This is a genomic window from Streptomyces phaeoluteigriseus, assembly GCF_001896135.2.
GTDB lineage: Bacteria > Actinomycetota > Actinomycetes > Streptomycetales > Streptomycetaceae > Streptomyces > Streptomyces phaeoluteigriseus.
The window spans coordinates 508996-529570 of the sequence record NZ_MPOH02000011.1 but is presented as its reverse complement, the minus strand read 5'-3'; the positions used below and the strand labels follow the sequence as shown (position 1 = coordinate 529570).

At 70.3% G+C, this 20575-nt stretch carries 18 protein-coding genes and 5 pseudogenes; 15 read left to right on the top strand and 8 right to left on the bottom strand.

Annotated elements, in window-relative coordinates; translation table 11 throughout:
• Positions 1-248: pseudogene (locus BM536_RS40775) on the bottom strand (tetratricopeptide repeat protein); the annotation flags it as partial.
• Positions 249-340: 92 nt separating this feature from the next.
• Here BM536_RS40775 and BM536_RS13525 point away from each other — a divergent pair.
• Positions 341-1746, top strand: a pseudogene (locus BM536_RS13525) (FAD-binding oxidoreductase).
• A gap of 11 nt (positions 1747-1757) precedes the next feature.
• Here BM536_RS13525 and BM536_RS13520 read toward each other — a convergent pair.
• A complete protein-coding gene (locus BM536_RS13520; protein ID WP_073500091.1) occupies positions 1758-2234 on the bottom strand; it encodes an SsgA family sporulation/cell division regulator in 477 nt (158 codons plus the stop codon).
• Positions 2235-2474: 240 nt separating this feature from the next.
• Here BM536_RS13520 and BM536_RS44820 point away from each other — a divergent pair.
• The 3 genes and pseudogenes from BM536_RS44820 (at position 2475) to BM536_RS13505 (ending at position 5213) form a co-directional block, all read left to right on the top strand.
• Positions 2475-4048 (top strand): annotated as a pseudogene (locus BM536_RS44820) (RDD family protein).
• Positions 4049-4111: 63 nt separating this feature from the next.
• A pseudogene (locus BM536_RS13510) lies at positions 4112-4255 on the top strand (helix-turn-helix domain-containing protein); the annotation flags it as partial.
• A 247-nt stretch (positions 4256-4502) separates the two neighbouring features.
• The gene (locus tag BM536_RS13505; protein ID WP_094102970.1) at positions 4503-5213 is read left to right on the top strand and encodes an RDD family protein; all 711 of its coding nucleotides are present in this window, start codon (positions 4503-4505) and stop codon (positions 5211-5213) included.
• 63 nt (positions 5214-5276) lie between these two features.
• Here BM536_RS13505 and BM536_RS13500 read toward each other — a convergent pair whose 3' ends face one another.
• Positions 5277-5549: a hypothetical protein gene (locus BM536_RS13500; protein ID WP_073496265.1), complete on the bottom strand. Its 273-nt coding sequence runs from the start codon at positions 5547-5549 to the stop codon at positions 5277-5279.
• A gap of 352 nt (positions 5550-5901) precedes the next feature.
• Here BM536_RS13500 and BM536_RS13495 point away from each other — a divergent pair, with 352 nt between their 5' ends.
• Both BM536_RS13495 and BM536_RS13490 read left to right on the top strand, forming a co-directional pair.
• Complete coding sequence (locus BM536_RS13495; protein ID WP_073496263.1) at positions 5902-8247, top strand: immune inhibitor A domain-containing protein; 2346 nt, start codon at positions 5902-5904, stop codon at positions 8245-8247.
• Positions 8248-8392: 145 nt separating this feature from the next.
• Complete coding sequence (locus BM536_RS13490; protein ID WP_073496261.1) at positions 8393-8737, top strand: hypothetical protein; 345 nt, start codon at positions 8393-8395, stop codon at positions 8735-8737.
• Between the two features lie 37 nt (positions 8738-8774).
• Here BM536_RS13490 and BM536_RS13485 read toward each other — a convergent pair whose 3' ends face one another.
• Positions 8775-9362, bottom strand: a complete 588-nt coding sequence (locus BM536_RS13485) for a nicotinamidase (RefSeq protein WP_094102969.1) — start codon at positions 9360-9362, stop codon at positions 8775-8777.
• Between the two features lie 97 nt (positions 9363-9459).
• Entirely contained in the window at positions 9460-10806 is a 1347-nt protein-coding gene (locus BM536_RS13480) for a nicotinate phosphoribosyltransferase (protein ID WP_073496257.1), read from the bottom strand.
• Between the two features lie 56 nt (positions 10807-10862).
• Between BM536_RS13480 and clpS the strand changes: the two genes are divergently transcribed.
• The 7 genes from clpS to BM536_RS13445 all read left to right on the top strand — a co-directional run bounded on the left by clpS (position 10863) and on the right by BM536_RS13445 (position 15706).
• Positions 10863-11180 carry an ATP-dependent Clp protease adapter ClpS gene (gene clpS / locus BM536_RS13475; protein WP_073496255.1) on the top strand — a complete coding sequence of 106 codons (318 nt, stop codon included), beginning with the start codon at positions 10863-10865 and terminating at the stop codon, positions 11178-11180.
• An 11-nt stretch (positions 11181-11191) separates the two neighbouring features.
• Positions 11192-11794 (top strand): DUF2017 domain-containing protein, encoded by a 603-nt coding sequence (locus BM536_RS13470; RefSeq protein ID WP_094102968.1) that lies wholly within the window; start codon positions 11192-11194, stop codon positions 11792-11794.
• A 342-nt stretch (positions 11795-12136) separates the two neighbouring features.
• Positions 12137-13567, top strand: coding sequence for an amino acid permease (locus tag BM536_RS13465; protein ID WP_073496253.1), 1431 nt, complete (start codon positions 12137-12139; stop codon positions 13565-13567).
• Between the two features lie 130 nt (positions 13568-13697).
• Entirely contained in the window at positions 13698-14120 is a 423-nt protein-coding gene (locus BM536_RS13460) for a M67 family metallopeptidase (protein WP_073496252.1), read from the top strand.
• 160 nt (positions 14121-14280) lie between these two features.
• Positions 14281-14376 (top strand): putative leader peptide, encoded by a 96-nt coding sequence (locus tag BM536_RS44345; RefSeq protein ID WP_319180349.1) that lies wholly within the window; start codon positions 14281-14283, stop codon positions 14374-14376.
• A gap of 92 nt (positions 14377-14468) precedes the next feature.
• On the top strand, positions 14469-14747 hold the full coding sequence (locus BM536_RS13450) for a MoaD/ThiS family protein (RefSeq protein ID WP_073496251.1): 279 nt from the start codon (positions 14469-14471) through the stop codon (positions 14745-14747).
• A gap of 8 nt (positions 14748-14755) precedes the next feature.
• The gene (locus BM536_RS13445; protein ID WP_073496250.1) at positions 14756-15706 is read left to right on the top strand and encodes a PLP-dependent cysteine synthase family protein; all 951 of its coding nucleotides are present in this window, start codon (positions 14756-14758) and stop codon (positions 15704-15706) included.
• Positions 15707-15794: 88 nt separating this feature from the next.
• Here the strand turns inward: BM536_RS13445 and BM536_RS13440 are convergent, their stop codons facing one another.
• Positions 15795-16262 carry a type II toxin-antitoxin system PemK/MazF family toxin gene (locus BM536_RS13440; RefSeq protein WP_094102967.1) on the bottom strand — a complete coding sequence of 156 codons (468 nt, stop codon included), beginning with the start codon at positions 16260-16262 and terminating at the stop codon, positions 15795-15797.
• Between the two features lie 249 nt (positions 16263-16511).
• On the opposite strand from BM536_RS13440, the gene BM536_RS13435 reads away from it, so the two are divergent.
• Positions 16512-17264, top strand: coding sequence for an MBL fold metallo-hydrolase (locus tag BM536_RS13435; protein ID WP_073496247.1), 753 nt, complete (start codon positions 16512-16514; stop codon positions 17262-17264).
• An 83-nt stretch (positions 17265-17347) separates the two neighbouring features.
• Here BM536_RS13435 and BM536_RS13430 read toward each other — a convergent pair whose 3' ends face one another.
• Positions 17348-18601: a PTS transporter subunit EIIC gene (locus BM536_RS13430; protein WP_073496245.1), complete on the bottom strand. Its 1254-nt coding sequence runs from the start codon at positions 18599-18601 to the stop codon at positions 17348-17350.
• A 201-nt stretch (positions 18602-18802) separates the two neighbouring features.
• Positions 18803-20103, bottom strand: a pseudogene (locus tag BM536_RS13425) (PTS transporter subunit EIIC).
• 98 nt (positions 20104-20201) lie between these two features.
• On the opposite strand from BM536_RS13425, the gene BM536_RS13420 reads away from it, so the two are divergent.
• Positions 20202-20546: a PTS sugar transporter subunit IIB gene (locus tag BM536_RS13420; RefSeq protein ID WP_281258569.1), complete on the top strand. Its 345-nt coding sequence runs from the start codon at positions 20202-20204 to the stop codon at positions 20544-20546.
• Positions 20547-20575: the final 29 nt, after the last annotated feature.

Sequence of the window (20575 nt, the reverse complement as noted above, 5' to 3'; positions counted from 1 at the left end):
CCCTGAGCCCCCCGGAGCGGCCGCCCGCTCGGCCGGTCCGCCCCCTCGCCCGGCAGGCACAGCAGGACCCCGCCCAGCACCAGGCAGCCGGCCAGCGAGCCGATCAGCAGCCGCCGGTGCGGCCGGCAGCGGGCCTTCGACGGTCCGGGCCCCGTCCCGGGCCCCGTCCCGGGCCGCGCATCGGCGGCTGCAGTGGCTCCCGCGGGTTCGGCGGCTGCGTCGGCGGCGGTCTCGGTAGCGCTGTCCATGGCGCTCACTGTGCGTCAGCGCGACGACCGAGCGACGGTATCCGCCGGGTGCCGCAGACGGGGTTCACACCGATGGCGGCGGGTGCGACGCTGTGATCATGAGCCGTATCGAAGCCCCTCGCGACGAGGTGACCGGCAACCTCCTCGACCGACTGCTCGACGGCCTGCCCGCCGAGGCGGTCCTCACCGACCCCGACGTCACGGCCGCCTACGCGCACGACATGGCGAGCTTCTGCCCGGCCGGCACCCCGGCCGCCGTCGTGCTGCCGCGCACCGTCGAACAGGTCCAGCACGTGCTGCGCACCGCCACCGAGCTGCGCGTCCCGGTCGTCCCGCAGGGCGCCCGCACCGGCCTGTCGGGCGCCGCCAACGCCTCCGACGGCTGCCTGGTCCTCTCCCTGACGAAGATGGACCGCATCCTGGAGATCAGTCCCGTCGACCGCATCGCCGTCGTCGAGCCCGGAGTCGTCAACGCGGTCCTCTCCCGTGCCGTGGCCGAACACGGCCTCTCCTACCCGCCCGACCCCTCCAGCTGGAGATGTGCACCATCGGCGGCAACATCGGCACCGCCTCCGGTGGTCTGTGCTGCGTGAAGTACGGCGTCACCGCCGAGTACGTCCTCGGCCTGGACGTCGTCCTCGCCGACGGCCGCCTGATGTCCACCGGCCGCCGCACCGCCAAGGGCGTCGCCGGGTACGACCTCACCCGCCTGTTCGTCGGCTCCGAGGGCTCCCTCGGCGTCGTCGTGCGGGCAACCCTCGCGCTGAAGCCGCAGCCGCCGCAGCAACTGGTCCTGGCCGCCGAGTTCGCCTCCGCTGCCGCCGCCTGCGACGCCGTCTGCCGGATCATGGCCGGCGGCCACGTCCCCTCCCTCCTCGAGCTGATGGACCGTACGACGGTCAGGGCGGTCAACGAGCTGACCCGGATGGGCCTGCCGGAGACCACCGAGGCCCTCCTCCTCGCCGCCTTCGACACCCCGGACCCGGCCGCCGACCTCGCCGCCGTCGGCGCGCTGTGCGAGGCCGCCGGCGCCACCCAGGTCGTGCCGGCCGAGGACGCCGCCGAATCCGAACTCCTCCTCCAGGCCCGGCGGTCCTCGCTGGTGGCCCTGGAGGCGGTCAAGGGCACGACGATGATCGACGACGTGTGCGTGCCCCGCTCCCGGCTCGGCGACATGCTGGAGGGCGTCGAGCGCATCGCCCAGAAGTACCGGCTCACCATCGGGGTCTGCGCGCACGCGGGCGACGGCAACACCCACCCCACCGTCTGCTTCGACGCGGCCGATCCCGACGAGGCGCGGCGCGCCCGCGAGTCCTTCGACGAGATCATGGCGCTCGGCCTGGAACTGGGCGGCACCATCACCGGCGAGCACGGCGTGGGCGTGCTGAAGAAGGAGTGGCTGGCACGCGAGCTGGGCCCCGTCGGCGTGGAGATGCAGCGGCGGATCAAGCAGGTCTTCGACCCGCTGGGCATCCTCAACCCCGGCAAGCTGTTCTGAGCCGCGCGCGGTCATTCACCGTCCTTCGACTCGTCGGACGGCCAGGGGTCGCTCAGCCACGGGTCGTCGGCCGGGAGGGGGGCGAGCAGCTCGGTCAGTGCCTCGTCGAGTTCGAGCTGCTCACCCTCGGTCCCCGGGGGCACCACCCGGAGCGTCCGCTCCAGCCAGGCCGACACCTGGGCCGCGGGCGCCTCCAGCAGGGCGTCACCGTCGGGTGAACTCAGCGCCATCAGGACGACGCCGCGCCCGCCCACCTTCGTCGGCCACACCCGTACGTCCCCGTGCCCGCACGGCCGGAACACGCCCTCCACGAGGAGTTCGCGGGCGAACGTCCAGTGGACGGGGTACTCCGAGTTGATGTGGAAGCTGACGTGGACGGCGAAGGGGTCGTCGCTGCGGTAGCCCAGCCGCGCCGGGACCGGGACGCTGCGCTCCGGCGACACGATCATGTGGAACTCCAGCTCCCGTTCCACCACGGTGTGATGCATGTCCGTTCTCCTCTCGGTACTGATTCCGTACGCAGGGGAGAGCGGGATGCGCGCCGAGCGTTACGCGGGTTCGGGAACCTTTTTCCGCGGGCCGTCCCCGCGGCCGTCCGCACGTGTGAAGGGCGTGCACGCCGTTGCCCGGAAAGGAGTGGGAACGGCGGGACTGGCGGTGGCGGTTGCGCTCGTCTGATAGATGTGGAGGCCCCCATCCCACCCCCGAGCAGATACGGGACGACGGACATGAGCGCCCCAACCCCGGCACCCGGCGACGACAGGCCCCGCGAGGGGTACTACCCGGACCCCTCCATCCCTGGATACGTCCGGTACTGGAACGGTGCCTCCTGGGTGCCCGGCACCAGCCGGCCGGCGCCGTCCGACGGCGCGCCGCTCGCCCCTCCGGGGGCATCCCCGGCCCCCGCCCCGGCCCCCGTCGAGGAGACCGGCCCGCACTTCTTCGACGAGGACCCGCGGCAGTACGGCGGCGACCCGGAGCCGGCCTCCGCGTGGGGCGCCGACCGCTCCCGCCAGTCCGGGTTCGGCGGCGAGCAGGACCGCCGTGTCTCCTGGGGCGGTCCGCCGACCCCGGACCCGCGCACGGCCCCGCCGGAAGCCGCGCCCGACGCCACCTTCATGTCCCGCCGCCCGACCACGGGCCCGGCGCCCGCGGACGAGGGCACGATGACCTTCCGTCCGCCGTCCCCCCGCACCCCGGAGCAGCAGGGCTACGGCCCGCAGGGGCCGGTGGGCGTGGGCGGCGCGGGTGGCTCCGCCGAGGGGGCCGGTTCCGCCGGGCCGGGCGTGGGCGCCTTCGGCCCCGCCGCTCCGATGCCCGAGGGGCAGTCACCGGCGGGGTTCGTCGCGGGCAAGGCCGCCTCCGACCGTGCCGCGGAGGCTCGGACGCCCATGCCGGCCCAGGGAACCCCCGGCGGCCCGCAGGCGATGTCCGCGCAGGGCGCCTCCGCCCCGCAAGTCCCCCAAGCCCCTCAAGTCCCTCAAGCCCTTCAGGTTCCTCAGGCCGTTGCCGGGCCGCAGTCCCCCCAGGCGGCCGCCCCCGCGCAGGCCGCCCAGGCCCAGACCGCCCACGCCCAGTCCGCTCCGAGCGCCTCCCCCCGACCCGCACCCGGCCTCCCCGAGCAGGCCGTGGGCCTCAGGCGGCCGGCGCGGCCGGGGCGGCCGGTGGCGGCGCGCCCATGGCTCCCGGCCCCGGTGGCGGGCAGCACTCCTGGGCGCAGCAGGTGCACCAGCTCGCGGGCGCCGGGGACGATCAGCCCGTCGTGCCGTGGAAGCCGCCGGTGGACGACGTGTTCCAGGCCGCCGCCCGCCGCCAGTCGGAGGCGCGCCCCGCGGGTCTCGGCAGGCGCCTGGGCGCGCGGCTCGTCGACACGCTCGTCCTGGCGGCCGTCACCGGCGTGGCGGCGGTCCCGCTGGGCCTCAAGGCGGTCGAACACGTCAACGACAAGATCGACGCGGCCAAGCTCACCGGCGAGACGGTGACGGTCTGGCTGCTGGACGGCACCACGTCGGTGTACCTCGGTGTCGTGCTGGCCGTCCTGGTGCTCTTCGGCGTCGTCTACGAGGCGTTGCCGACCGCCAAGTGGGGCCGCACGCTGGGCAAGAAGCTGTTCGGTCTGGAGGTGCGCGACATCGAGGGCCACCAGCCCCCTTCGTTCGGCCACGCCCTGCGCCGTTGGCTCGTCTACAGCGTCCCGGGCCTCCTCGCCATCGGCCTCGTCGGCATCCTGTGGGGCCTGTTCGACAGGCCGTGGCGCCAGTGCTGGCACGACAAGGCGGCGCACACCTTCGTGGCGGGCTAGGTGTACTGATCACGAGCGTCGTCGACACCGGCCGGGCTTGATCACGGCCACCCCAAGGCCCGGCTGTCCGTGCACGGCAGGCGGCTGCTCGTCGAGCGTGTCCGCTGCCGCCGCCCCGTCGCGCACGTCGCCGCCGAGATGGGCACCTCACGAGCCACAGCCCGCAGGTGGATCCGCCGCCGGCGGTCCGAGGGCGAGGCCGGACTCCCCGGAGGGGGCACCCCCAGCCGCGTTGTCGAACCCGTCCCGAGACACCCGGTACCGGGACCACCCTCCGCCCTGCGATCCCACGCACCGGACGCGGCCCGGCCTTCCCTTGCGGCAGACGACGCTACTTTCGAACCCGCCCTGGTCGGGCCGGCCGCTGCCCCTCCGCCGACCGTCCCAGGGATCTCGTACCCCGGACGGCCGCTCGCCGGATGCGGGGACGGGCGGTTCGCGGTCGACTCGGGCCATGACGACCGAACCGCCCCCCGGTTCCGGCGGCGAGCCGCCGGAGGACGACCCGTTCAGGAAGCAGCCCCCTCAGCAGCCGCCGCACGGTCAGGGGCAGGGCCCACAGGGTTCGCCGTACGACAGCCCGTACGGCGGTGCGGGCGGGCAGCCGCCGCCGTACGGTGGCGCGGGCGGGCAGCCACCGCCGTACGGAGGTGCGGGCGGGGGCGGGCCCTACGGCGGTGACCCCTACGGGGGTTATCCCGCCGACCCGCTCTCCGGGATGCCTCCGCTCGCCGACAGCGGCAGGCGCACCCTGGCGCGGATCATCGACATGGTCCTGGTGACCCTCGTCGTGTGGCTGCTCACGTGGGGCTTCGGGGTGAACGAGTACGACGTGGACGGCGACGGCGTCGAGGTCGGCAAGTCCCTCGCACAGTCCGTCGTGGCCGCCGTGCTGTACATCGCCTACGACACCTTCATGACCGCCAAGTCCGGTCGGACGCTGGGCAAGAAGTGGCTGGGCCTGCGGGTGGCCAACCTCGACAACGGCTCCACGCCCTCCACGCAGACCTCGCTGGTGCGCGCCCTCGTGCTGTGGGTGCCGTTCGCGTTCTGCTGTGCCTGTGTGTGGACGGCGATCTGCGGCGGCTGGAGCTTCTTCGACAAGCCCTACAAGCAGGGTCTGCACGACAAGGCAGCCAAGACGGTCGTGGTGAGCACCGGCTGACGCTGTGCCAGTACGGCGAACGGGCCCGCTCCGGCACGGCCGCGGGCCCGTTCGTCATGGCGTTCAGGGTGTCGACGGCTCCCGGACCGGCTCGGGTGCCGCGGCGACCGAGGCGGGTACGGGCTCGTGCACGGTGGAGCGTGCCACGGTGACGGTGACCTGGCGCCGGGGCGCCGGGAGCGTCATGGCGACGAGTACGCCGAGGGCGAGCGCGGTGATGGCGATGACCGCGACGAGTGAGCCCGAACTCGTCTGTGACAGCAGCAGCATGACGAGCGTCGAGAGGATGACGGTGCAGGAACCGTACGTGAGCTGTGCGACGGTCGGACGAGGCATGGCAATCGTGTCCTCGGGAGCGGGGGCGGTCTCGACTCTAATCGGCTGCATGCCCGACTGGAACGAGCAGTAAGCGTGAGCTGACACACGGTGCCGGTGCACAGGGGGCGCACGGAGTCATGGCGTCCACTCGGTGGACGGGACCGCGCGCCCGTCACGTAACAGTCACGTGTCCGCAATGCGAACGGGCGCTCCCAATAATGCGTTGATCTGTTCAAGTCAAGGTCTGTCTTTTCTGGTGAAGCAGTAGTCAAATGACGGCACTTGACTACACGCGTATAACCTCGCGCGGACATCCCTTGACATGGATCCCCCTTCCGCGCGTCCGGCACGCGTTAGGGGAGGCAATCAAGTGACCAGCAGATCCTGGACGTTCAGGGCGTCCGCCACGGTCGTCGCCCTCGCGGCGGCCTCGGCGACGTTCTCGGCGTTCGCCGTGGCACAGGCGGCCGACAGTGCGCCGTCCGAGACCACGGCGGTGGACCGGCACGACCCGCAGCCGGCCAAGGCCCGCGAACACGACTTCGACGGGCCGCTCAGCAAGACGCAGGAGGCGCAGCGCGAGGAAGCCCTCGAGCAGGTCCTGTCCGGCGAGGCCACGGTCAGGAACCGCGACGGCTCCAAGGTCGTCCGGCTCGACAGCCGTGGGGGTGAGAGCAAGTACGTCGAACTCGGCCGCGAGAAGACCGACAAGATCTTCACGATCCTCGTCGAGTTCGGCGACCAGATCGACAGCCGCTACGGCGGCACCCCCGGCCCGCTGCACAACCAGATAGCCGCGCCGGACCGCACCAAGGACAACAGCACGGCCTGGCAGGCGGACTACAACCAGGCGCACTTCCAGGACCTGTACTTCGGCACCGGCACGGGCACCGAGTCGCTGAAGAAGTACTACGAGAAGCAGTCCTCGGGCCGCTACTCGGTCGACGGCGAAGTGACCGACTGGGTCAAGGTCCCCTACAACGAAGCCCGTTACGGCTCCAACGACGCCGCCACCGGCGCCTGGTACGCCGTGCAGGACGGCGTCAACGCCTGGGTCGCCGAGCGCGAGGCCGCCGGTGACACCGCCGCCGAGATCAAGGCGGAGCTGGCCGAGTTCGACCAGTGGGACCGCTACGACTTCGACGCCGACGGCGACTTCAACGAGTCCGACGGCTACATCGACCACTTCCAGATCGTGCACGCCGGCGAGGACGAGTCCGCGGGCGGCGGCGCGCAGGGCGCGGACGCCATCTGGGCGCACCGCTGGTACGCCTTCGGCACCGACGCCGGTTCCACCGGCCCGGACACCAACAAGCTCGGCGGCGCCCAGATCGGCGACACCGGCATCTGGGTCGGCGACTACACCATCCAGCCGGAGAACGGCGGCCTGGGCGTCTTCGCCCACGAGTACGGCCACGACCTCGGCCTGCCCGACGAGTACGACACGGCGGGCGGCGAGAACTCCACCGGCTTCTGGACGCTGATGTCCTCCGGTTCCTGGCTCGGCACCGGCAAGGACTCCATCGGTGACCTGCCCGGCGACATGAACGCCTGGGACAAGCTCCAGCTCGGCTGGCTGGACTACGAGGTCGCCAAGGCGGGCGTGAAGTCCAAGCACAAGCTGGGTCTGGCCGAGTACAACACCGCCAACCCGCAGGCCCTCATCGTCACGCTGCCGGACAAGACGGTCACCACCGACGTCGTCGCGCCGGCCCAGGGCGCCACGCAGTGGTGGAGCGGCAGCGGCGACGACCTGCGCAACACCCTGACCCGCTCGGTCGACCTGACCGGCAGGTCGACGGCGGCGCTGTCGCTGGACGGCTGGTGGGACATCGAGGCCGACTACGACTACCTCTACACCGAGGTGTCCACGGACGGCTCCAACTGGACGCCGATCGACGGCAGGCTGGCCGACGGCTCCGCGATCCCGCGCGACGGCAGCGGCAAGCCGGCCCTCACCGGCACGGTCGAGGCCTACCAGAAGCTGACGTACTCGCTCGACGCCTACGCGGGCCAGAAGGTCGACGTCCGCTTCCGCTACGCCACCGACGGCGGCGTGGCCCAGAAGGGCTTCGCGGCCGACCAGATCACCGTGACCGCGGACGGCGCGGCCCTGTTCTCCGACAACGCGGAGAGCGCGGACGCCGCGTGGACGGCCAGCGGATTCACCCGCATCGGTGCGGCCATCACGGACGACTACGCCCAGTACTACATCGCCGAGAACCGTCAGTACGTCTCGTACGACAAGGTCCTCAAGGTCGGCCCGTACAACTACGGCTTCTCGACGACCCGTCCGGACTGGGTGGAGCACTACCCGTACCAGAACGGCCTGTTGATCTGGAAGTGGGACACCTCCCAGGCCGACGACAACACCAGCCAGCACCCGGGTGAGGGCCTGATCCTGCCGGTCGACGCGCACCCGGCCCCGCTGAAGTGGTCCGACGGCAGCCTGATGCGCAACCGCATCCAGTCCTTCGACTCCACCTTCAGCTGGTACCCGACCGACGCGATCACGCTGCACAAGGCCGACGTCGCCACGAAGATCAAGGCCCGTCCGGGCGTCCCGGTCTTCGACGACAGCCTGTCGTCCTACTACGACGCGTCGAACCCGCTGGCCGGCGTCAAGATCACTGACACCAACACCTCGATCAAGATCGTCAATGAGCCCCTGAGCGGCTCGACGGTCACCGTGAAGGTGGGACCGTCGGCTAAGTAGCCAACGTTTCCGCAGGTCAGGTGCGTATCGGCGGCAACCCTCTGGCGTGGTGCCGCCGATCGTGTTTAGGTGCCTCCTGTGTCCTTCTTATTGACAGACCCAGGGACGACCACGTCGACGCCGACACGCACGGGGGTGTGACCGCATGGCCGCAGGAGGTTTCTGCACGTTGCCGAACGGCTCGGTGGTGGTGGCGCTGAACCTGCCCAGCCCCGCCGCCGACGGTGCCGCAGCCGTACGCGTCCTGGTCGTCGCCCAGAACCGCGCCCGAGCCCTGACCAGGCTCCGCAATCTGGGCCTGCGCGCCGTCTACCTGCGGGGCAACGCCGCCCCGCCCAGCCCGGACGAGATCACCGCGGTCCTGCACCATCCCGACGGCCTCATATGGCGAACGGCCCCCGACAACGCTGTCACCACGCTCGTCGGCGTCCCGGAACTGTGGCGCCCGATCCGCGCGCTGCTCCGCCGCCCGGCGGCCTCGGGGACGTAGCCGGCAACCGGCCCGCAGCCAAGAACGCCCGAATGGGTTACTGCACGACCGGCTTCCCCGACAGTTCCACGCCCGCCCCGCGCAGCTCCTCGAGCGCCCGCTCGGTGGTCTCCGGGGCGACCCCGGCGGTCAGGTCGAGCAGGACCTGGGTGCGGAAGCCCTCGCGGGCCGAGTCCAGCGCCGTGGCCCGCACGCAGTGGTCGGTGGCGATGCCCACCACGTCCACCTCGTCGATCCCGCGGGCGCGCAGCCAGTCGCCCAGCTTGACGCCGTTCTCGTCGGCGCCCTCGAAGCCGCTGTACGCGGCGGCGTAGGCGCCCTTGTCGAAGACGGCGTCGACGGCGCCGGATGCCACCGCCGGGGCGAAGTTCGGGTGGAAGCCGACGCCCTCGGTGCCGGCCACGCAGTGCGCGGGCCAGGAGTGCGCGTAGTCGGGGTTGTCGGCGAAGTGGCCGCCGGGGGCGATGTGGCGGTCACGGGTGGCCACCACATGACGGTATCCGGCGGGGGCCTGCCCGATCAGCTCGGTGATCGCGGCGGCCACATCGGCGCCCCCGGACACCGCGAGGCTGCCCCCCTCGCAGAAGTCGTTCTGCACGTCTACGACGATCAAGGCGCGGCGCATGGTGGGTGTCCTTCGACTGTGGGTGAAGTAATCGAGCCTGGAGACTTCGGCGGTGGTAAGGGAGGGGGCGTCGCCGCCCCACCCCCGACATTGCGCTCTAGCTACCCGAGCGGCCCTGGACGTACTCCGTCGGAAGCACGGGTTCCCCTCGGGAGAGCTGCGTGGCGGACAGCGGCAGCCCGGCGCGGGCGGCCCTGTGCCGGTCGCGGACCACGTCCAGCGGTTCGCGGGCGACGACCTCCCCGCTCTTGATCAGCTCGACCAGCAGCTGGTGGTCGGCCAGGTCGGCCGGGACCTGGCCGGTGCCGACGACCTCCGCCTCGGCGATCCCGTCCGCGTCCGGCCGGCGCGCGGCCCACTTGCGGCCGCCGACCGACGTCTTGCCGCCGGACGACTTCTTCGCCACCGGCACCAGCGGCGCCTTCGGGTCGTCGGACCCGGCGCGGGCGACCAGCTTGTAGACCATGGAGGCCGTCGGATGCCCGGAGCCGGTCACCAGCTGGGTGCCGACGCCGTACGCGTCCACGGGCGCGGCGGCCAGTGAGGCGATCGCGTACTCGTCGAGGTCCGAGGTCACGATGATCCGGGTGTCCCTCGCGCCCAGTTCGTCCAACTGCTGGCGCACCCGGTGCGCGACGAGCAGCAGGTCGCCGGAGTCGATGCGGACCGCGCCCAGCTCGGGCCCGGCGACCTCCACGGCGGTACGGACGGCCTCGGTGACGTCGTAGGTGTCCACGAGGAGGGTGGTGCCACGGCCCAGCGACTCCACCTGGGCGCGGAAGGCGTCGCGCTCGCTGTCGTGCAGGAGGGTGAAGGCGTGCGCGCTGGTGCCCACCGTGGGGATGCCGTAGCGGAAGCCGGCCGCCAGGTCGGAGGTGGTGGCGAAGCCGCCGACGTACGCGGCGCGGGACGCGGCCACCGCGGCCAGTTCGTGGGTGCGGCGGGCGCCCATCTCGATGAGCGGGCGCTGCCCGGCCGCCGAGGACATGCGGGAGGCGGCGGCCGCGATCGCCGAGTCGTGGTTGAGGATGGACAGGATCACGGTCTCCAGCAGCACGCACTCGGCGAAGGAGCCCTCCACCCGCATGATCGGCGAGCCGGGGAAGTACACCTCGCCCTCCGGGTAGCCCCAGACGTCACCCGAGAAGCGGTAGGAGGCGAGCCATTCCAGGGTCGCCTCGTCGACGATCTCCCGCTCCCGCAGGAAGCCGAGGACGCCCGCGTCGAATCGGAAGTTCTCGACCGCGTCCAGGACGCGTCCGGTGCCGGCCACCACGCCGTAGCGCCGGCCTTCCGGCAGTCGCCGGGTGAAGACCTCGAAGACGCTGCGCCGCTCGGCGGTGCCCGCTCTCAGCGCGGCCTGCAACATCGTCAGCTCGTACTGGTCCGTGAAGAGCGCCGTCGAGGGAACATCCACCGGCAGCCCGAGATCCGCTGTGTTCATGGCAGGGATCGTACTCCCTTTTCGTCGGTGTGACGATTTCCCGGGTGCATGGCAGCATGGGCAGTGTGACGTCACCCGCTCCCCTTGAGATCGAACGCACCGAGTCGGCGGAGGAGGTCTTCGCCGTACCCGAGCCGGACGTCCCCTGGGTCACGATCGTCCACAACGACCCGGTCAACCTCATGAGCTATGTGACGTACGTCTTCCAGTCGTACTTCGGCTACTCCAAGGACAAGGCCACCAAGCTCATGCTCGACGTCCACCACAAGGGCCGGGCGGTCGTCTCCAGCGGTACCCGCGAGGAGATGGAACGCGACGTGCAGGCGATGCACGGTTACGGACTGTGGGCCACCCTCCAGCAGGATCGGAAGTAGTCACCTCACCGATGCCAGGACACTTCGAACCGATCCCCGGCGGCGGCGCGGCCGTCGCCCTCGACGACGTCGAGATCTCCATCATCCGGTCGCTGGCCGTGCAGCTCCTGGAGCTGATCGGCCCCGGCCCCGCCGAGGACGCCTCCGCCGACCCGCTCGCCGAGCTGTTCGCCGAGGGCCCGAGCGAGCCGCCCTCCGACCCGGTCCTCAAGCGCCTCTTCCCCGACGCCTACACCGACCCCGAGGCCACCCCCGGCCCCCGGGAGGCCGAGGAGCGGCGCGCACACTCCGCCGAGTTCCGCCGCTTCACCGAGAACGACCTCAGGGCGGGCAAGCGCGAGAACGCCCTCGCGGTCGTGCGCTCCCTGGACGCGCTGGTCGCGGAGGGTGACAGCGTGGCGGTGCTCGAGCTGTCGCCGGAGGAGTCCCAGCAGTGGCTCCGCACGCTCAACGACCTGCGCCTGGCGATCGGCTCCCGGCTGGACATCACCGACGAGGACGACACCGACCTCCTCTACCGGCTGCCGGACGAGGACCCGCGCAAGCCGATGGTGATGGCGTACCTGTGGCTGGGCGGGCTCCAGGAGACGCTCGTGACCACCCTCATGGGCTGAGGATCCGCCGTTGTGACCTGATGTGTGACGGTTCCGTGTTCGCTCAGAGGACGCTCAAATCCGGATAACGATCACGTCACCGGTGCGGCCGACTGTGTCCCTTTTGTGCCCAGTTTGACCGTCTCTCCCTGTGCAATGCGCCACACGCCACCCGGGCGATCAGTATGGCGGCCGTGATAAATCTTCACGACCGCCCGGCGAACACCACCCGTATGTCCGCCGGGTGCGCCACCGAGCCGGCGGATCGCCGGCCAGGCACGACGCTCCATCAATCCGGGGGGATCGAGACCCGATCCGCGGCCGACGACGGCCCGGTTCGGCATGGAGAAAGGCGCACCACACATGACCTCCGCTCAGGTCGACACGGAAAAGGGCCCAGAGGAGTCGGAAGAGGGCTACGAGCGAGGACTCGGCAGCCGACAGGTCCAGATGATCGCGATCGGCGGCGCCATCGGCGTCGGCCTGTTCCTGGGAGCCGGGGCGAACATCGCCAAGGCCGGCCCCAGCCTCATCCTCATGTACGCCCTCGCGGGCGTGATCATCTTCTTCATCATGCGGGCACTCGGCGAGCTGCTCCTCTACCGCCCGGTCTCCGGTTCCTTCGCGGAGTACTCCCGCGAGTTCCTCGGCCCGTTCTTCGGCTACTTCACCGGCTGGACGTACTGGCTGATGTGGGTCGTGACCGGCATGGCCGAACTGACGGCCGCCGCGATCTACGTCAACTACTGGTTCCCCTCCGTCCCCCAGTGGGTGACGGCGCTGGTCTTCCTGGTGATCCTCTTCGGGGTCAACCTGATCTCCGTGAAGCTCTTCGGTGAGCTGGAGTTCTGGTTCTCCATGGTCAAGGTCACCGCGCTCATCGGCATGATCGTCATCGGCCTCGGCGTCCTCACCTTCGGCTTCAGCTCCGCCGGCGACACCGCCGCCGTCTCCAACCTGTGGGCCTTCGACGGCTTCTTCCCCAAGGGCGTCGGCTCCTCCCTCATGACCCTCCAGGGCGTCATGTTCGCCTACCTCGCCGTCGAGCTGGTCGGCGTCACCGCCGGCGAGTCGGAGAACCCCGAGAAGACCCTCCCGAAGGCCATCAACACGCTTCCGTGGCGCATCGCGCTGTTCTACGTCGGCGCGCTCACCGTCATCCTCTGCGTCGTCAAGTGGACCGAGTTCGCGCCCGGCGTGAGCCCCTTCGTCGCCGCCTTCGCCAAGATCGGCATCCCGGCCGGCGCCGCCATCGTCAACTTCGTCGTGCTGACCGCGGCCCTGTCCTCCTGCAACTCCGGCATGTACTCCACCGGCCGCATGCTGCGGAACCTGGCCGACAGCGGCGAGGCCCCGGCCGCCTTCAGGAAGCTGTCCTCGACCAGGACGCCCGCCTTCGGCATCGCCGTCTCCGTCGCCTTCATGGGCATCGGCGTGATCCTCAACTACGTCGTCCCCGAGAAGGCCTTCGGCTACGTCGTGTCCGTCGCCACCGCGGCCGGCATCTGGACCTGGCTCATGATCCTCATCAGCCACGTCCTCTACCGCCGCGCCGTCGACGCGGGCCGCCTGCCCGCCTCGTCCTTCCCGGCACCGGGCGGCGCCAAGTGCAGCTACGTCGCCATCGCCTTCCTCCTCTTCGTCACCGGCCTCATCGCCTACGACGCCGACTCCCGCGTCTGCCTCTACGTGATGGCCGGCTGGGCCGCCGCCCTCGGCATCGGCTGGGCCGTACTGAAGACCCGCAACCCCCGGATCGCCGAGCGCCGCCCGGACCTGGACAAGGTGAGCTGACCCCCGAGGACGTCCAGCCGCAGGGAGCACTCGTGGCGCCCCCTGCGGCTGCCGCTCAGGACGTCCGGCATATGGGCCGCCCCGTACCGTTCCTCGGTACGGGGCGGCCCCTCTGCTTATCCTGACGACCATGCTCACCATCACCCAGGCCCTGTTCGACCAGATCGTCGCCCACGCGCGCGAGGACCACCCCGACGAGGCGTGCGGCGTGGTCGCCGGCCCCGCGGGCTCGGACCGACCCGAGCGGTTCATCCCCATGCTCAACGCCGCCCGCTCGCCCACGTTCTACGAGTTCGACTCGCAGGACCTGCTCAAGCTCTACCGCGAGATGGACGACCGCGACGAGGAGCCGGTGATCATCTACCACTCCCACACCGCCACCGAGGCCTACCCCTCCCGCACCGACCTCTCCTACGCCAACGAGCCCGGCGCCCACTACGTCCTCGTCTCCACCGCCGACTCCGACGACGCGGGCCCCTTCCAGTTCCGCTCCTACCGGATCGTGGACGGCAAGGTCACGGAGGAGGAGATCAAGGTCGTCGAGGCGTACTGAGCGCCGCGAGGTTCGGCGCGTGGGGAAATGGCGGCTCGTCCGTCCGCCCGGCCCGCCCGAAGAAGGCGCTCCGCCTCGCGGTCTCACTCCCTGGCCCGATTTCGTCCATCATGTGGGATCACACTCCAGGGCCCGGACCGGGAATCGATACGATGAGCCCATGGTTTCCCACGACGTGAGCGAGAAGACGCCGGGCGCACTGCTCGTGGCGCGGCTGCACGTCGACCTGTGCAGGCTCGCCAGCGCCATCTGTTGACGCCCGGCCCTGCCGCCGTACGGCCGTGCGCCGCGGCGCCCTCACACGCATGTACCTGCGCTGCCCACACCTTCCGACAGGAGCCCTGAGCCATGGCCATCGAGGTCCGCATCCCCACCATCCTGCGCCAGTACACCGACGGCAAGAAGGCGGTGGAGGGCAGCGGTGACACCCTTGCCGACCTGTTCACCGACCTCGAGACCCGGCACACGGGCATCCAGGCACGCATCGTGGAGAAGGGCCAGCTGCGCCGCTTCATCAACGTGTACCTGAACGACGAGGACGTCCGCTTCGTCGAGGGCATCGACACCAAGCTGACCGACGGCGACACCGTGACGATCCTGCCGGCCGTGGCCGGCGGCATGGCCTGAGCGACCCGATGCGCTACGACTCCCCCCTCGCCGCGGTGGGCAACACCCCTCTGGTGCGCCTGCCGCGGCTCTCGCCGTCCGCCGACGTCCGCATCTGGGCCAAGCTGGAGGACCGCAACCCCACCGGCTCGGTCAAGGACCGCCCCGCCCTGCACATGATCGAGCAGGCCGAGAAGGACGGCCGGCTCACCCCCGGCTGCACCATCCTCGAACCCACCAGCGGCAACACCGGCATCTCCCTCGCCATGGCGGCCAAGCTCAAGGGCTACCGCATGGTCTGCGTCATGCCGGAGAACACCTCCCAGGAACGCCGCGAGCTGCTCGCCATGTGGGGCGCCGAGATCATCCCCAGCCCCGCCGCGGGCGGCTCCAACACCGCCGTACGCGTCGCCAAGGAGCTGTCGGCCGAGCACCCCGACTGGGTGATGCTCTACCAGTACGGCAACCCCGACAACGCCGGCGCGCACTACGCCACCACCGGCCCGGAGATCCTCGCCGACCTCCCGTCCGTCACCCACTTCGTCGCCGGACTCGGCACCACCGGCACCCTCATGGGCGTCGGCCGCTTCCTGCGCGAACACAAGCCCGACGTCAAGATCGTCGCCGCCGAACCGCGCTACGACGACCTGGTCTACGGCCTGCGCAACCTCGACGAGGGCTTCGTCCCCGAGCTGTACGACGCCTCCGTCCTCACCACCCGCTTCTCCGTCGGCTCCGCCGACGCCGTCACCCGCACCCGCGAGCTGCTCCAGCAGGAGGGCATCTTCGCGGGCGTCTCCACGGGCGCCGCCCTGCACGCCGCGATCGGCGTCGGCAGGAAGGCACTCACCGCGGGCGAGAGCGCCGACATCGTGTTCGTCGTCGCCGACGGCGGCTGGAAGTACCTCTCCACCGGCGTCTACACGGCCGCCACCACCGAAGAGGCCATCGAAACCCTCCAGGGCCAGCTCTGGGCGTGACCGAGGGCCGGCTCTGGGCGTGACCGAGGGCCGGCTCTGGGCGTGACCGAGGGCCGGCTCCGGGCGTGACCGGCCGGCCCGCGCGTCCCTACTTCGCCAGGTGACGGACCTGGTCCCACAGGACCGGGTCCACCACACCCACCCGCCGCCGGAAGTCGCCCAGCGCCACCTGGCGCAGCTCGTCCGTCTCCAGGAAACTCGCCCGTCCCCGCGTGTCCCCGACCGCGCCCGGCGGCAGCGCGATCACCCCGGCACGCTCGTCGTGGTACTTGCTGGTGATCTTCACGACGGTCACCCGGTTCCCGCGCACCGTCAGCACCAGACACGGCCGGTCCTTCGCACCCGGCCCGTCCTCGAACGGCACGTTCGCCCACCAGATCTCCGCCGGCCGGGGCCGCCCCGCACCCCGCCCACGCTCCGGCCCGCGCGCCGGGCGTCCCGGCGGCCGGGACCTGCGCCCCGCCGGACGCCGACCGCGTTTCCCGCCGTCGACGAGTGCCGCGACGAGCGCGAGCAGCACCACCGCCGCGAGAGCCAACCACCAGAACGTGTCCATACGCCCGACCGTACCGGGGCGCGTTCACCAGCGCGCGCCCTCCTGCACGCCCCCGCACCCCCGGTCCAGCCGAACCGGTGACAGCACAGGTGAGTTCCCCCACAACGGCCCCTGGTGGAGGAGCGACCGGAGGTTTCGCGCCTTACGCTCGACGAACCGCACGACCCCTGTCGCCCCCTTTTCACGACCGTCCGTTTTCCGATCTTCTCCGGTACTTCTCGGTTTCCCGCCAGCGGAGGTTTCTGCTCTATGAAGCTCACCGTCGTCGGCTGCTCAGGGTCGTTCCCGTCCGTGGAATCGGCCTGCTCGAGCTACCTCGTCGAGGCCGACGGCTTCCGGCTGCTTCTCGACATGGGCAACGGCGCCCTGGGCGAGCTGCAGCGCCATTGCGGTCTCTACGACCTCGACGCGATCTTCCTGAGTCATCTGCACGCCGACCACTGCATCGACATGTGCGCGTACTTCGTGGCCCGCTACTACCGCCACGACGGCGGCCGCTGCGCCCCCCTCCCGGTCTACGGCCCCGAGGGCACCGAACACCGCCTCACCACGGCCTACGCCGACACCCCCTCGGCCTCCTCCATGAGCGAGGTCTTCGACTTCCACACCGTCAAGCCCTCCACCTTCGACATCGGCCCGTTCACGGTCCACACGGAACGCGTGGCCCACCCGGTGGAGGCGTACGGCATCCGCGTCGAGCACGGCGGACGCTCGCTCACCTACTCCGGCGACACCGGAGTCAGCCCGGCCCTCGACGAACTCGCCCGCGACAGCGACCTGTTCCTGTGCGAGGCGGCGTTCACGTACGGCAAGGAAAGCATCCCCGACCTGCACCTCAACGGCCGTGAGGCGGGTGAGACGGCCGCCCGCGCGGGCGCCCGTCGCCTCGTCCTCACCCACATCCCCCCGTGGACCGACCCGCAGGTCAACCTCGCGGACGCCCGCGCGGCGTTCGACGGGCCGGTCGAAGTGGCGGCGCCGAGGGTGTCGTACGAGATCTGAGGTCCCGGCACACGACGAAGGCCCCCGGAGCGGTTCAGGGCTCCGGGGGCCTTCGTGTGCGTGCTTCGTGCGTCAGGTGGGGCTCACGCCTTCGTGAGGTCCTCGACCTCCTCCTCGGGCTCGCGGCCCGGGGTCGTGAGGTTGAACCGCACGATGGCGAAGCGGAAGACCACGTAGTAGATCACCGCGAACACCAGGCCGATCGGGATGATCAGCCATGGCTTGGTCGCCAGGTTCCAGTTGAGGAAGTAGTCGATCGCGCCGGCCGAGAAGCTGAACCCGTGGTGGACGCCGAGGCCCCAGGTGACGGCCATCGACACGGCCGTCAGCACCGCGTGGATCACGTACAGCAGCGGCGCGATGAACATGAACGAGAACTCGATCGGCTCGGTGATACCGGTGACGAACGAGGTCAGCGCGAGCGAGACCATCAAGCCGCCGACCGCCTTGCGACGCTCCGGGCGCGCGGTGTGCGTGATGGCGAGGGCGGCGGCGGGCAGCGCGAACATCATGATCGGGAAGAAGCCGGTCATGAACTGGCCCGCTGTGGGGTCACCGTGGAAGAAGCGCGGCAGGTCACCGTGCCAGACGGCCCCGGACGCGTCCTTGAAGGAGCCGATCTCCTGCCAGGCCACCGTGTTGACGAACTGGTGCATGCCCACCGGGAGCAGCGCGCGGTTGATCGCGCCGAAGATGCCCGCACCGGCCGCGCCGAGACCGGTCATCCACTCGCCGAAGTTGGTGATGACGTCACCGACCGGCTCCCACACCAGGCCGAAGAAGACGCCCACGGCGGTGCCGATGAAGGCCATCAGGATCGGGACGAGTCGGCGGCCGTTGAAGAAGCCCAGCCAGTCGGGGAGCTTCGTGCGGTGGAAGCGCTGCCAGGTGACCGCGGCTATCAGGCCCATGACGATGCCGCCGAGGACCTTGGGGTCGTTGTACGTGGCGGCTACGTCGGCGCCCTCGGTGATCTTCGCGTCGCTGATCGGGAACGCGGTCAGGACGTTCTTGTAGACGAGGAAGCCCACGAGCGCGGCGAGCGCGGTCGAGCCGTCGGCCTTCTTGGCGAAACCGATGGCGATGCCGACGCAGAACAGCAGCGGCAGGTTGGCGAAGACGGCGTCGCCGGCGGTGGCGAACACCTTGGCGACCTTGTCCCAGCCGAGGCCGTCCTTGCCGAACACGTCGTCCTGGCCGAGCCGGAGAAGGATGCCCGCGGCCGGCAGTACGGCGATGGGCAGCTGAAGGCTGCGGCCGACCTTCTGAAGGCCCTGGAACAGGCCTGATCCCCACTTCTTCGTGGGGGCCGCCGTTGGCGAGGTGGCGGTGCTCATACACTTCCTCCATCGGGTGGTGGTCTACACCACTCAGTGGTGTAGACCTGTTTCTAGCACGATGAAGGCGATATAAGTAACCCGTCAAAACTGCAACCGGAGCACTACGCACCGCACCCGCCCGAGTGCCCCGGCAGAGCATGACGAAGGGCCTCCGGACCAGTGGTCCGAAGGCCCAACACCCTTGCCCCATAAGGCCTTTCAGGCCTTCGTGATGTCCTCCTGCTCCTCCTCCGGCTCCCGCCCCGGCGTCTTCAGATCGAACCGCGTGATCGCGAAGCGGAAGATCACGTAGTACACGAGGGCGAAGCACAGGCCGATCGGAACGATCGCCCACGGTCTCGTCGCCAGATTCCAGTTGATGACGTAGTCGATGAGACCCGCCGAGAAGCTGAAACCGTCGTGCACCCCCAGCCCCCACGTCACCGCCATCGACACACCCGTCAGCACCGCGTGGATCGCGTACAGCACCGGCGCCACGAACAGGAACGAGTACTCGATCGGCTCGGTGATGCCCGTCACGAACGACGTCAGCGCCACCGACAGCATCAGGCCGCCGACCTCCTTACGACGGCCCGGCCGCGCACAGTGCGTGATCGCCAGCGCCGCCGCAGGCAGCGCGAACATCATGATCGGGAAGAACCCCGACGTGAACTGACCCGCGTCCGGGTCACCCGCCAGGAACATGTTGATGTCACCGTGCACCATCGTCCCGTCCGGCTTGGTGTACGAGCCGAACTGGAACCAGATGGGCACGTTCAGGAACTGATGCAGACCGATCACCAGCAACGCCCGGTTCGCCACCCCGAAGATGCCCGCACCCCAGGCGTCCAGGCCGTCCAGCCAGTCGCTGAAGCTCTCCAGCGCATCGCCGATCGGCGGCCACACCCACAGGCACAACGCCGCGAAGGCGATGGCCACGAACGCCATGATGATCGGCACCAGCCGGCGGCCGTTGAAGAAGCCCAGCCAGTCCACCAGCCTCGTACGGTGGAAACGCTGCCAGAAATAGGCCGCCAGCAGGCCGATCACGATCCCGCCGAAGACCCCCGGATTCTGGTACGTGAACGCCACCACCGTGCCGTCCTCGGTCCCCTGGCAGCCGATGCCCGGCACGGCCTTGAGCCCCTCGCCGCAGTCCTCCGGGAACTGCCGCAGCACGTTGTAGTAGACGAGGAAGCCCGCCACCGCCGCCAGCGCCGTCGAACCGTCGGACTTCTTGGCCATGCCGATGGCCACACCGACGCAGAACAGCAGCGGCAGACCCAGCTGACCGTCCAGCAGGGCGCCACCCGCGCCCACCATGACCTTCGAGACGTCCGTCCAGCCCAGCCCGTCGGCCCCGAACACATCGGGCTGCCCCAGCCTGTTCAGGATCCCCGCCGCCGGCAGCACCGCGATCGGCAACTGAAGACTGCGCCCCATCTTCTGCAAACCCTGGAACAGACCGTTCCAACGGGCCGCGCGGGCCCCACCGTGGTGTCAGCGCTCTCGGCACTCATGGTTTGGCGACCGCCTGTCAGGTGGTGTAGACCAGCTACGGACGATTTCGATGCTGTGACGTCATCCTTCGATACATCCGGCACGATCGCTCGCAAGGATGGGCCAACTGTGGGTTACTGCGACAAAGCGGTCCGGAGCAGCACGCAGCACGTCACATCAGGTCGTGACAGGTCACATCAGGGAACTCAGGGACCTCAGGGAGAAGGACATGGCCAGCAAGGCTGAGAAGATCGTCGCCGGGCTCGGCGGCATCGACAACATCGAAGAAGTCGAAGGCTGCATCACCCGCCTCCGCACCGAGGTCATCGACGCCGGCAAGGTCGACGAAGCCGCCCTGAAGGCCGCCGGAGCCCACGGCGTCGTCAAGATGGGCACCGCCATCCAGGTCGTCATCGGCACCGACGCCGACCCCATCGCCGCGGAGATCGAAGACATGATGTGAGCCCCACCGCTCACCCGAAAGGGCCCCAC

Coding starts and splice junctions, on each gene's coding strand:
- BM536_RS13520 (WP_073500091.1), bottom strand. CDS start 2,234: ATGCATCACACCGTGGTGGAACGGGAGCTGGAGTTCCACATGATCGTG.
- clpS (WP_073496255.1), top strand. CDS start 10,863: ATGGGCAGTGTGACGTCACCCGCTCCCCTTGAGATCGAACGCACCGAG.
- BM536_RS13500 (WP_073496265.1), bottom strand. CDS start 5,549: ATGCCTCGTCCGACCGTCGCACAGCTCACGTACGGTTCCTGCACCGTC.
- BM536_RS13460 (WP_073496252.1), top strand. CDS start 13,698: ATGCTCACCATCACCCAGGCCCTGTTCGACCAGATCGTCGCCCACGCG.
- BM536_RS13440 (WP_094102967.1), bottom strand. CDS start 16,262: ATGGACACGTTCTGGTGGTTGGCTCTCGCGGCGGTGGTGCTGCTCGCG.
- BM536_RS13490 (WP_073496261.1), top strand. CDS start 8,393: ATGGCCGCAGGAGGTTTCTGCACGTTGCCGAACGGCTCGGTGGTGGTG.
- BM536_RS13445 (WP_073496250.1), top strand. CDS start 14,756: ATGCGCTACGACTCCCCCCTCGCCGCGGTGGGCAACACCCCTCTGGTG.
- BM536_RS13505 (WP_094102970.1), top strand. CDS start 4,503: ATGACGACCGAACCGCCCCCCGGTTCCGGCGGCGAGCCGCCGGAGGAC.
- BM536_RS13480 (WP_073496257.1), bottom strand. CDS start 10,806: ATGAACACAGCGGATCTCGGGCTGCCGGTGGATGTTCCCTCGACGGCG.
- BM536_RS44345 (WP_319180349.1), top strand. CDS start 14,281: ATGGTTTCCCACGACGTGAGCGAGAAGACGCCGGGCGCACTGCTCGTG.
- BM536_RS13450 (WP_073496251.1), top strand. CDS start 14,469: ATGGCCATCGAGGTCCGCATCCCCACCATCCTGCGCCAGTACACCGAC.
- BM536_RS13465 (WP_073496253.1), top strand. CDS start 12,137: ATGACCTCCGCTCAGGTCGACACGGAAAAGGGCCCAGAGGAGTCGGAA.
- BM536_RS13485 (WP_094102969.1), bottom strand. CDS start 9,362: ATGCGCCGCGCCTTGATCGTCGTAGACGTGCAGAACGACTTCTGCGAG.
- BM536_RS13470 (WP_094102968.1), top strand. CDS start 11,192: ATGCCAGGACACTTCGAACCGATCCCCGGCGGCGGCGCGGCCGTCGCC.
- BM536_RS13430 (WP_073496245.1), bottom strand. CDS start 18,601: ATGAGCACCGCCACCTCGCCAACGGCGGCCCCCACGAAGAAGTGGGGA.
- BM536_RS13435 (WP_073496247.1), top strand. CDS start 16,512: ATGAAGCTCACCGTCGTCGGCTGCTCAGGGTCGTTCCCGTCCGTGGAA.
- BM536_RS13420 (WP_281258569.1), top strand. CDS start 20,202: ATGGGCCAACTGTGGGTTACTGCGACAAAGCGGTCCGGAGCAGCACGC.